13 protein-coding genes are annotated in these 9,759 nt (G+C 65.5%); 4 read left to right on the forward strand and 9 right to left on the reverse strand.

Features of this window, described 5'->3' with window-relative positions; all coding sequences use genetic code 11:
- The first annotated feature begins 53 nt into the window (after window positions 1-53).
- Window positions 54-371 (forward strand): putative signal transducing protein, encoded by a 318-nt coding sequence (locus tag GQ57_RS21275; RefSeq protein WP_031399978.1) that lies wholly within the window; start codon window positions 54-56, stop codon window positions 369-371.
- Window positions 372-433: 62 nt separating this feature from the next.
- Here the strand turns inward: GQ57_RS21275 and GQ57_RS21280 are convergent, their stop codons facing one another.
- From GQ57_RS21280 to rpsP, 6 genes are all read right to left on the reverse strand, one after another.
- Window positions 434-1,372 (reverse strand): CobD/CbiB family protein, encoded by a 939-nt coding sequence (locus tag GQ57_RS21280; protein ID WP_031399977.1) that lies wholly within the window; start codon window positions 1,370-1,372, stop codon window positions 434-436.
- Window positions 1,373-1,492: 120 nt separating this feature from the next.
- Window positions 1,493-2,179 carry a CoA pyrophosphatase gene (locus tag GQ57_RS21285; protein ID WP_034198929.1) on the reverse strand — a complete coding sequence of 229 codons (687 nt, stop codon included), beginning with the start codon at window positions 2,177-2,179 and terminating at the stop codon, window positions 1,493-1,495.
- Between the two features lie 87 nt (window positions 2,180-2,266).
- Window positions 2,267-2,659, reverse strand: coding sequence for a 50S ribosomal protein L19 (gene rplS / locus GQ57_RS21290; RefSeq protein ID WP_006753174.1), 393 nt, complete (start codon window positions 2,657-2,659; stop codon window positions 2,267-2,269).
- A gap of 133 nt (window positions 2,660-2,792) precedes the next feature.
- Complete coding sequence (trmD, locus tag GQ57_RS21295) at window positions 2,793-3,587, reverse strand: tRNA (guanosine(37)-N1)-methyltransferase TrmD (protein ID WP_034198930.1); 795 nt, start codon at window positions 3,585-3,587, stop codon at window positions 2,793-2,795.
- Between the two features lies 1 nt (window position 3,588).
- A complete protein-coding gene (rimM, locus tag GQ57_RS21300; RefSeq protein WP_034198931.1) occupies window positions 3,589-4,266 on the reverse strand; it encodes a ribosome maturation factor RimM in 678 nt (225 codons plus the stop codon).
- Between the two features lie 42 nt (window positions 4,267-4,308).
- Window positions 4,309-4,563, reverse strand: a complete 255-nt coding sequence (gene rpsP / locus GQ57_RS21305) for a 30S ribosomal protein S16 (RefSeq protein WP_006476550.1) — start codon at window positions 4,561-4,563, stop codon at window positions 4,309-4,311.
- On the opposite strand from rpsP, the gene GQ57_RS43805 reads away from it, so the two are divergent.
- Window positions 4,564-4,908, forward strand: coding sequence for a hypothetical protein (locus GQ57_RS43805; RefSeq protein ID WP_174923312.1), 345 nt, complete (start codon window positions 4,564-4,566; stop codon window positions 4,906-4,908).
- Window positions 4,909-5,727: 819 nt separating this feature from the next.
- Window positions 5,728-6,195, forward strand: coding sequence for an NINE protein (locus tag GQ57_RS21320; protein WP_031399973.1), 468 nt, complete (start codon window positions 5,728-5,730; stop codon window positions 6,193-6,195).
- Between the two features lie 40 nt (window positions 6,196-6,235).
- Here GQ57_RS21320 and GQ57_RS21325 read toward each other — a convergent pair whose 3' ends face one another.
- On the reverse strand, window positions 6,236-7,402 hold the full coding sequence (locus tag GQ57_RS21325) for a PA0069 family radical SAM protein (RefSeq protein WP_034198934.1): 1,167 nt from the start codon (window positions 7,400-7,402) through the stop codon (window positions 6,236-6,238).
- Window positions 7,403-7,504: 102 nt separating this feature from the next.
- Complete coding sequence (locus GQ57_RS21330) at window positions 7,505-7,993, reverse strand: Lrp/AsnC ligand binding domain-containing protein (RefSeq protein WP_011351353.1); 489 nt, start codon at window positions 7,991-7,993, stop codon at window positions 7,505-7,507.
- A gap of 145 nt (window positions 7,994-8,138) precedes the next feature.
- On the opposite strand from GQ57_RS21330, the gene GQ57_RS21335 reads away from it, so the two are divergent.
- Window positions 8,139-9,425, forward strand: a complete 1,287-nt coding sequence (locus GQ57_RS21335; protein WP_034198935.1) for a D-amino acid dehydrogenase — start codon at window positions 8,139-8,141, stop codon at window positions 9,423-9,425.
- 104 nt (window positions 9,426-9,529) lie between these two features.
- On the opposite strand, the gene GQ57_RS21340 is transcribed toward GQ57_RS21335, so the two are convergent.
- Window positions 9,530-9,759, reverse strand: a 230-nt coding sequence (locus tag GQ57_RS21340) for an acyl-CoA dehydrogenase C-terminal domain-containing protein (RefSeq protein WP_034198936.1), incomplete at its 5' end; no start/stop codon positions are given.

The following is a 9,759-nucleotide window of genomic DNA, read 5'->3' on the forward strand; positions in this document are numbered from 1 at the left end:
ACGTGCGCGGCGGCCGGCAGCCGGGCGGCCGGCCTTCACCGACAGGAGCCGCGATGCGTTTCAAGGCACCCGATCTTGCGACAGCCCAGCATTGGGCCAACGTGCTTCAGGTGGCCGGCATCGGTTGCGAGCTGCATAACTGCTACGCGACCGGCGCGCTTGGCGGCCTGCCCGCCGATGCGTGCACACCCGAGCTGTGGCTCGATGACGAGCGCGACGACGCACTCGCCCGTCGGCTCCTCGATGCGGCATCGCACGGCCCGTCGCCGAGTGCCGCGCCGTGGCGTTGCCGGCACTGCGGCGAGGCGCTCGACGCGCAGTTCACCGCGTGCTGGCAGTGCGGCGCCGTACGCGATCCGCGCGACGACTGACCACAGCAAAAAGGCCGGCATCGCGCCGGCCTTTTTCTTTCATCAGGTACCGCGGTGTCTCGTCACGACACCCAGACGGCAAGCGTCAGCATCAGCAGCAGGATCATCCACAGGATCACCGCGCGCCAGACGAGGCCGACCGCCGACTGCAGCGTGCGCGGCGTGCAATCGTCACCGACCGCCAGCGGGCCGCTGTCGCCGACCGCCAGCGCATCGAGGCTCGACGGCTCCGCGAGCGGCCCTGCGAGCCGCGCACCGAGCGCCCCGCTGCCGGCTGCCAGCAGCACGCCGTCGTTCGGATCGGGCCATTGGCGCGTGTGGTTGCGCCACGCATAGATCGCATCCTCGAAATTGCCGACGATCGCGAAACCGAGCGCGGTGAGTCGCGCGGGAATCCAGTCGATCACGAAGAACGCACGCTGCGCGAACGTCGAGAAGGCGGCCGTGCGGTCGTCGCCCGGCGTCGACCAGCTGCGTGCAAGGTATTCGGAAATCCGGTACAGCACGGCGCCGGCCGGGCCGATCGGCAGCACGTACCAGAAGAACACCCCGAACACGTGGCGATGCGACGCGACAACGGCATGAATCAGCGTATGGCGGACAATCTCTCCGACCGGCATGTCGACCGTGTCGATGCCCGTCCACTCGTGCAGGATTTCGCGTGCGCGCGGCACGTCGTCATTGTTGAGCGCGAGATGGATGTCGGTGAAGTAGTGGCTGAACTGGCGGAAGCCGAGCGTGAAGTACACGACGACGACGTTCCAGATGAAGGCGAGCACGAAGCTCACCTTGTACAGCAGGAAATAGATCAGCGCGACGATCAGCACCCACGGCAGCACCACCGCGAGCCATGCGAGGATGCCGTGCTTCTGCTTGCCTGCGTCGAGACCATGTGCGACGGTTTCCGCATGAAACTGGAACAGCGCGAACACCGGATTGTTCGGCGACAACGCGCGGACCTGTTCGATGATGAGGGCGAGGAGAACCGAAAAGAAAGTCATGCGTGGCGCCGTCTTCGGAGTTATGTCATTTTTTGCATAACGATAGCACAGCGTAAGCCCCGCATGGCTGCCGGCGCGGTCGCCCGGCAGCCGGCCGCGCGCGCCGGCCGGTGTGCACGTCTAGCCGGCGGCCAAGAAGCGGTACAGATTGCGCAACATGCCGGCAGTTGCGCCCCAGATGAAGTAATGGCCGCCCGGTTCGCCGTTCGGGTAGGGCATCGCAAAAAAACGACGCTCGCCGCCTTCCCAGCGGAACACGCGGACCTGGTGGTTCGCGGGATTCATCAGGAACGCGAGCGGCACTTCGAAGATCTCGGCAACTTCGAACGTATCGGCCTGCACGGTAAATGGCGGATGCACGAGGCCGACCGTCGGCGTCACGCAGAACCCCGTGCCGGTCAGGTAGTCGGGCAGTTCACCGAGGATTTCGACACGCTCGGCGGCCAGCCCGATCTCCTCCTTCGCCTCGCGCAACGCGGTTGCGGTCGCATCGCGATCGAACGGTTCGCGACGACCGCCCGGAAAACTGATCTGTCCGGCGTGGTCGTTGAGGTGGTCGGCACGCTGGGTCAGCAGCACGGTGAGACCCGACTCGCGGGCAACCAGCGGCACGAGGACCGCCGCGCTACGCGGATCGATGCCCTCCTGCAGCCTCGCCTCGCCGGGCTCGACGCTCCATTCGAGCGTGCGCGCGAAGCGGTCGCGCAAACCGGACGGCGTCAGCAGGTGCGGCTCGATGCCGGGCAGGCCGGCGCCGGTGCCTTCGACCGGCAGGACTTCGGGATCGATGATGGGGCGACGATTCAATGGAGCTCTCGGGTTCGTGTCATGTCGAGCATATTGTCGCGCCAGAATGAAAAAAGCACCCGGGTGGGTGCTTTTTCCTTACAGCTCTTACTCTTGGGAAGCTGCTGCGGCGCGATCCTTCGACACCAGCTTTTCCTTGATACGAGCCGACTTGCCCGAACGCTCGCGCAGGTAGTACAGCTTCGCACGACGCACGTCGCCGCGGCGCTTCACGACGATGCTTGCCAGCAGCGGCGAGTACGTCTGGAACGTACGCTCGACGCCTTCGCCCGACGAGATCTTGCGAACGATGAAGTTCGAGTTCAGGCCGCGGTTGCGAATCGCGATCACGACGCCTTCGTAAGCCTGAACGCGCTTGCGGTTACCTTCAACCACGTTCACGTTCACGATCACCGTGTCGCCCGGGGCGAATTCGGGGATCGTCTTGCCGGCGAGCGCGCGCTCGATTTCTTCCTGCTCAAGTTTTGCGATCAGATTCATTACTGACTCCTTATGCCATCGTGTCGGCGTTGGCACCCGCCTGCTGACAGGCCTGGCCCCGATAGAGGATGGATTCACATCAGGCGCCGCACACGCATGCACGGCACCGCCAATTCCCGCTCGCGACACCGCCTCAGGAGGCGTCCTTCGCTTCGCGTGCGAGGCTCGCGAGCCACGCCTCGTCGGCACGGCTCAACAACTTCTCGCGGCGCGCCCGAACGATCAGGTCCGGCCGCTTCCGCAACGTATTTCTCAAGGCTTCCTGCCGCCGCCACCGCTCGATCTCGGCATGATGCCCGCCGAGCAGCACGTCCGGCACACGCACGCCGTCGTATTCCTCCGGGCGCGTGTAGTGCGGACAATCGAGCAACCCGTCGACGAAACTGTCCTGCACGGCCGACTGCGAATCGTTCAGCACACCGGGCAACAACCGCACGACGGCATCCATCATCGCCATCGCCGGCAGCTCTCCGCCGGACAGGACGAAATCGCCGAGGCTGATTTCCTCGTCGACGCACCGGTCGAGCAGGCGCTGGTCGATCGCCTCGTAGCGGCCGCACAGCACCACGACGCCCGGCTCCTGCGCCATCCGCATCGCACGATCGTGCGTGAGCGGCGCACCCTGCGGCGACATCATCACGACACGCGTGCTCGCGATACCCTGCTCCGCCTGCGCCGCTTTCGCGGCGTCGATCGCGGCTTCGAGTGGCTTGGCCAGCATCACCATGCCCGGACCGCCGCCGTACGGCCGATCGTCGACCGTGCGGTAGTTGTCCGTCGTGAAATCACGCGGATTCCAGGTGCGCAGCCCGAATCGACCCTGCTTGACTGCCCGGCTGGTGATTCCCCAGTCGGTCAGTGCACGGAACATCTCGGGAAAGAGCGAGACGACGTCGAACTGCACCGCGCTCTCGGTAACCTGATTCATTTCAGTAATCGGCTTCCCAGTCGACGACGATGCGACGCGCCGCCTGATCCACCGTTTTGACGTATACGCCGACAAACGGGATCAACCGTTCGTCGGTGGTCGGCTGACCGTCTTTGCCGGTCGCCGGATACTCGACACGCATGATCGAATGCACGCCGTTGTCGATCATCCCGCTCACCTTCCCGAGCGCCACCGATTGCTCGTTGACGACTTCGAGACCGATCAGGTCGACCCAATAGAATTCGTCCGCGGCCAATGCCGGGAAATCTTCCCGGCGCACGAACACGCGAAAGCCGCGCATGGCAAGCGCGGCATCGCGGTCGCTGACGCCCGCGGGTTGCGCAACGACGGTGTCGCTGTGCGTCTTCGACTGCATGATGCGGACGGAAAGCCGCTCCGCACCTCGCTCCAGCCACCAGCGGCGCGCCTTGAGCAGCGCGTCGCCACCGCGGCCGGCGTCGGCATGCGCTGCAACCTTGACCCAGCCTTTCAGGCCGTAGGCGTCGACCACCGCCCCGACCTCGACGGCATCGTCAGGCCAGGCCTGCGCCAACTCGAGATTGTCTTGCTCGGCAACCTCGCCGGCGTTCGCGACAGCCTCGCGCTCGACCGGCTTGCGGACGAATGCGCCAAACGACGCACGCCCGCGCCTTGCATTACCGGAATCGTGACCCGCCATCAATGCACCTCACAGCCGGCACGACCGGCACACCGTGCCATGTTAGGCAGCCGGTTGCGCCTTTTGCGCTTCCTTCACGAGACGCTGGACGGTCGGCGACAGTTGCGCGCCAACGCCTTGCCAGTACGTCAGGCGATCCTGAGCGATACGCAGCGATTCGCCCTTCGTGGCGACCGGGTTGTAGAAGCCGACGCGCTCGATGAAGCGGCCGTCACGACGGTTGCGCGAATCGGTAGCGACGATGTTGTAGAACGGGCGCTTCTTCGAGCCGCCACGAGCCAGACGGATGATAACCATATGATGTCCTTCGGGAAAACCGGGTTCGAAACTACTGAAACACGCGATTATAGCTGGAAACCAGAGGTACAACAAACACTTACGCGTAAAAAATCCATGGACGCCCTGTCCGCCGTGCGTGCAATCGGCGTGTCCGGCACGTTCTCCGCCGTCGCGTCGCGCCTTCGCGGCGCCTCGACGCGCCACGTGCAGCACCGCTTCGCGGCGCTGTCTGCCAGCCCTGCCGGCCTCGCATCCGTACAGGTGTCAGCACCGCCGTTGCCGGTAGTGGAACTCGTCGCGCCATTCGGTTTTCATGCGGAAGTCTCAATCGACGCGGCAGCGGAAGCGCACGAAATGGCGTGATCGTCGCGCGACATCCTGTATGTCGGTACACGGAACAGCCGCGCGCATGCATTCTTGATACGTGAGGGACGGATCATTGCGCACCAAGCGGACGCGTTCGGGGGCGACATGCTTGCCGGCGTCGCCTGTCGCGACGGCACTCTCCATATATACGCCATGCCGCGCATTCTGCGCCTCGATCATGGCGACGGCCGGCTCGCCCACTGCCCACACCACCCACGCCCACGCCGATCTCGGCTTCGGCTTCGGCTTCGGCTTCGGCTTCGGCTTCGGCTTCGGCTTCGGCTTCGGCTTCGGCTTCGGCTTCGGCTTTCCATACTGCCACGGCGGCGATACGCCCGATCCTCCCCAGCGACGGCGCTTGCCGCCGCCATGCTCCCCCGGCATTGACGCTGAGCGCACACGTTATCGTACCCGGCATGCGCTTCCATACAGAGCCGACGCTCCCAGGGCCGTACGCGACAGCACGTTCATCGCTGGACACGGCTCGCGGAACCGCAGCACGGAGGCCGGCTATCGCGCGCTGCGCGCCGTCGTCTCGGTGGACACCAGCTCCAAGCCGGCCAAACCCGGTTCGTCACGGGCCGAGGACACCCCGACAACTCGGCGCGGAGACGCACTGCCGGCGAGTTGCCGCTACCGGACGCCTCGCTGCTCGCCAGCGACGAAGAGGCATGCCCGATCTACCGCACGACCCATGCGGCACCTTGACGCAGGACAGGGGTGACCGGGCCCGACCGGGCATCGTAGAATGCGTGCGGGCCGCGCGCCCGCGCCGGCCCGCCGGCCACCCATGCCAACGACAACACGCCGCCATCCATGTCCAGCAGCACCGCACCAGCCCGCCGCTTCCGCTCCAAGACGCTTACCGCCGCACTCGCCTTCCTGCTCGGATCGCTCGGCGCGCACCGCTTCTATCTGTACGGCTTTCGCGACGTGTACGGCTGGGCGCACCTGCTCGCGACGATCGTCGGCATTCCGGGCTTCCTGCTGCTCGCCGCGACCCAGCGCACCGCCGGACTCGGCTGGTGGCTCGCGGTGCCCGGCGCAATCTCGCTGCTCGCGGCGTTCCTTGCCGCGCTCGTGTACGGGTTGCGCCCCGACGAAAAATGGGATGCGCAATTCAACGCCGATACAGGCAAGCACAGCCAGTCGGGCTGGACCGTGATCTTCGTGGTGATCTTCTCGCTGCTGATCGGCGCATTCCTGCTGATGACCGCACTCGCGTTGTCGTTCCAGACGTATTTCGAATCGCAGGTCGAAGCGGCCAAGCAGATTTCGCAGTAAGCGGAACCCATCCAGCGCGCGCGACGGTATCGCGCACCGCTCAGAACAGGTTCAACTGCATGTCGTCACGTGCCTTCGTGCCGGCGGCACGAACGGCGACACGCGGCACCGGCACCGTGCAGGCCGGCGCACCGCGAAACTGCGACAGATCGAGAATGCCGTTCGTGCGCTCATTCAACCCGAGCCGCTTGACGGCCTGACGAAAGCGCTGCCGCAACAGGTCGGCCCAGATCCCCTCGCCCTTCATCCGTTTCGAGAAATCCGAATCGTAGTCTTTGCCGCCGCGCATGTCGCGGACGCGGTTCATCACGCGCTCCGCGCGGTCGGGAAAGTGCGCGGCGAGCCATTGCTTGAACAGCGGCGCGACCTCCCACGGCAACCGCAGGATGATGTAGCTCGCATGCGTCGCCCCGGCTTCCGCACACGCCTCGAGCACGCGTTCCATATCGGGTTCGGTCACGAACGGAATGACCGGCGCAATACTCACGCCAACCGGCACGCCGGCGTCGCGCAGCGCGCGGATCGTACGCAACCGGCGCGCCGGCGTCGCCGCGCGCGGCTCGAGCGTGCGCGCGAGCTCCGCATCGAGCGTCGTGATCGTGACCGCCGCCATCACCTGACCGCGCCCGGCCATCGGTGCGAGCAGGTCGAGATCGCGTTCGATCAGCGACGACTTCGTGATCGCGGCGAATGGCAGCCCGCGATCGTGCATCACCTGGATCACGCTGCGCGTGATGCGCAGGTCGCGCTCGACCGGCTGGTAGGCATCGGTGTTGACGCCGAGCGCGATCGGCTCCGGCACGTAGCGCTTCCGCGAAATCTCGCGTTCGAGCAGTTCGGCCGCATTGACCTTCGCATAGATGCGGCTTTCGAAATCGAGCCCCGGCGACAGGCCGAGATAGCTGTGTGTCGGCCGCGCGAAGCAATAGATGCAGCCGTGCTCGCAGCCGCGGTACGGATTGAGCGAGACGCTGAACGGGATGTCAGGCGACTGGTTATGCGTCAGAATGCTTTTCGCGCGCTCCTCGAACACCTGCGTACGCAGCGGCGCGGGGAAATCGGCATCGTCCGACTCGTGCGTCCAGCCGTCGTCGACCGCTTCGCGCTGCGCCAGCTCATATCGCCCCTGCAGGTTGTCGACCGCACCGCGCCCCTTGCGGGGCGCGGGCGGCGCAACCGGAAATTCGTTGTCGGATCGTTCGTCCATGTGCCCACCCGTTCACCTGCGCCCAATACTGTATATTTATACAGTATTGGGCGCAGCATGCCAAGCACGGGATCAAGGGCCCGGCAACCGGCCGCCGGCGCGTCAATCGCCAACCGCGATCGTCAACGTCTCCTTGATTTCCTCCATCACGACATAGCTCTTCGACTGCACGGCGCCGGGCAATTGCAGCAGGATGTCGCCGAGCAGTTTCCGGTAGTCGGCCATCTCGCCGATGCGCGCCTTGATCAGGTAGTCGAAATCGCCGGACACCAGATGGCATTCGAGCACCTCGTCGATCTTCATCACTTCCCGCCGGAACTGCTCGAACATGTTGCCGCCCTTGTGACCGAGCGTGATCTCGACGAACACCAGCAGCGCGGCATCCAGCTGGTGCGGGTCGACCCGCGCGTGATAGCCGGTGATCACGCCGTCGCGCTCCATGCGCCGCACCCGCTCGATGCACGGCGTGACGGTCAGGCCGACCTGTTCCGCGAGGTCCTTCATCGCCATCCGGCCATCGTCCTGGAGCAGTTTGAGGATGCGCCGGTCGAGCTTGTCGAGCGAGCGCACGGGCTGCCGTTGCGTTCTCATTTGTTTATACTGAAAACCTGAAAAATACGATAACAAAACCTACAGATTCGACAATACCATAGCGCAAAAAACTAGATCAGCTAGAGGTTACACGGAGATGCATGTGCGCCCGGCCTCGACCTGGTCCCTTCCATCTGGAGCAGCTATGCGAGTCGTCATTCTGGGCAGCGGTGTGGTGGGCGTGGCAAGCGCGTATTACCTCGCGCATGCCGGTCATGAAGTCACGGTGATCGACCGGGAAGCCGGCCCTGCGCTCGAGACGAGCTTCGCGAACGCCGGCCAGATCTCCCCCGGCTATGCCGCGCCGTGGGCTGCGCCCGGCGTGCCGCTGAAGGCCGTCAAGTGGATGTTCGAAAAGCATGCGCCGCTCGCGATCCGGCTCGACGGCACGCGCTTCCAGCTCCAGTGGATGTGGCAGATGCTGCGCAACTGCACGGCCGAGCGCTATGCGGTCAACAAGGGCCGCATGGTCCGCCTCGCCGAATACAGCCGCGACTGCCTGCAGGCGCTGCGCGCCGATACCGGCATCCAGTACGAGGGACGCACGGGCGGCACGCTGCAACTGTTCCGCACGCAGCAGCAACTCGACGGTGCGGCGAAGGACATCGCCGTCCTGAAGGAAGCCAACGTGCCGTTCGAACTGCTGTCGCCTGCCGACCTGAAGCAAGCCGAACCGGCGCTCGCCGCCGTCTCGCACAAGCTGACGGGCGGCCTGCGCCTGCCGGGCGACGAAACGGGCGACTGCCAGCTGTTCACGACGCGCCTCGCGGCGCTCGCCGAATCGCTCGGCGTCAAGTTCCGCTACAACACGCCGATCGATGCGCTCGCGATCGCGGGCGGCAAGATCGCCGGCGTACAGTGCGGCAGCGAAACGGTGCGCGCGGATGCCTACGTCGTCGCGCTCGGCTCGTACTCGACCAGCTTCATCTCGAACCTGATGAAGATCCCCGTTTATCCGCTGAAGGGCTACTCGATCACCGCGCCGATCGTCAACGAAGCAGCTGCGCCCGTGTCGACCGTGCTCGACGAGACGTACAAGATCGCGATCACGCGCTTCGACCAGCGCATCCGCGTCGGCGGCATGGCGGAAATCGTCGGCTACGACAAGAACCTGCGCGCGGCGCGCCGTGAAACGCTCGAAATGTGCGTGAACGACCTGTTCCCGGGCGGCGGCGACACGTCGAAGGCCACGTTCTGGACGGGCCTGCGCCCGATGACGCCGGACGGCACGCCGATCGTCGGCCGCACGTCCGTGTCGAACCTGTTCCTGAACACCGGCCACGGCACGCTCGGCTGGACGATGTCGTGCGGCTCGGGCCAACTGCTCGCGGACCTGATCTCGGGCAAGATGCCGGCGATCCAGGCCGACGACCTGTCGGTGCACCGCTACCTGAAGGACGTGGCCGGCCAGACGCGCCCGGCGTACGCGTAAGCGCAAGCCGCGGCATCCCGCCGCCAGGCGGGACGCCGGCCCGGCATCAAGCACAAAGGCGCCCTTTCGGGCACCTTTGTCGTTTCATCGGGCAGGTTGCGGAATCAGAACTGGTCCTCCGTCAACGCGAGCACGCTCTCGTTGCCTTTCGTGCCGACGATCGACGCCTCGAGTGCGCCTGCCTGCACCAGCACGTGTTCCGCATAGCATTGCGCGATCGCAATCTTCGCGTCGAAGAACGCCGGATCGCTTGCGCGCTGCGCCTGCGCCGCCACCAGCGCGCGGCCCATCTGCCACCCGCACAACACCACGCCCGCCAGCTTCAGGTACGGCA

It is taken from the genome of Burkholderia sp. MSh2, assembly GCF_000731655.1.
Taxonomy (GTDB): domain Bacteria; phylum Pseudomonadota; class Gammaproteobacteria; order Burkholderiales; family Burkholderiaceae; genus Burkholderia; species Burkholderia paludis.

What these genes read in the sequence shown, in the direction of transcription:
- rplS (WP_006753174.1), bottom strand. Translation starts at nt 2,659, where the DNA reads ATGAATCTGATCGCAAAACTTGAGCAGGAAGAAATCGAGCGCGCGCTC.
- trmD (WP_034198930.1), bottom strand. Translation starts at nt 3,587, where the DNA reads ATGAATCAGGTTACCGAGAGCGCGGTGCAGTTCGACGTCGTCTCGCTC.
- rimM (WP_034198931.1), bottom strand. Translation starts at nt 4,266, where the DNA reads ATGGCGGGTCACGATTCCGGTAATGCAAGGCGCGGGCGTGCGTCGTTT.
- GQ57_RS21325 (WP_034198934.1), bottom strand. Translation starts at nt 7,402, where the DNA reads ATGGACGAACGATCCGACAACGAATTTCCGGTTGCGCCGCCCGCGCCC.
- GQ57_RS21330 (WP_011351353.1), bottom strand. Translation starts at nt 7,993, where the DNA reads ATGAGAACGCAACGGCAGCCCGTGCGCTCGCTCGACAAGCTCGACCGG.
- GQ57_RS43805 (WP_174923312.1), top strand. Translation starts at nt 4,564, where the DNA reads ATGATGTCCTTCGGGAAAACCGGGTTCGAAACTACTGAAACACGCGAT.
- GQ57_RS21320 (WP_031399973.1), top strand. Translation starts at nt 5,728, where the DNA reads ATGTCCAGCAGCACCGCACCAGCCCGCCGCTTCCGCTCCAAGACGCTT.
- GQ57_RS21335 (WP_034198935.1), top strand. Translation starts at nt 8,139, where the DNA reads ATGCGAGTCGTCATTCTGGGCAGCGGTGTGGTGGGCGTGGCAAGCGCG.
- GQ57_RS21275 (WP_031399978.1), top strand. Translation starts at nt 54, where the DNA reads ATGCGTTTCAAGGCACCCGATCTTGCGACAGCCCAGCATTGGGCCAAC.
- GQ57_RS21280 (WP_031399977.1), bottom strand. Translation starts at nt 1,372, where the DNA reads ATGACTTTCTTTTCGGTTCTCCTCGCCCTCATCATCGAACAGGTCCGC.
- rpsP (WP_006476550.1), bottom strand. Translation starts at nt 4,563, where the DNA reads ATGGTTATCATCCGTCTGGCTCGTGGCGGCTCGAAGAAGCGCCCGTTC.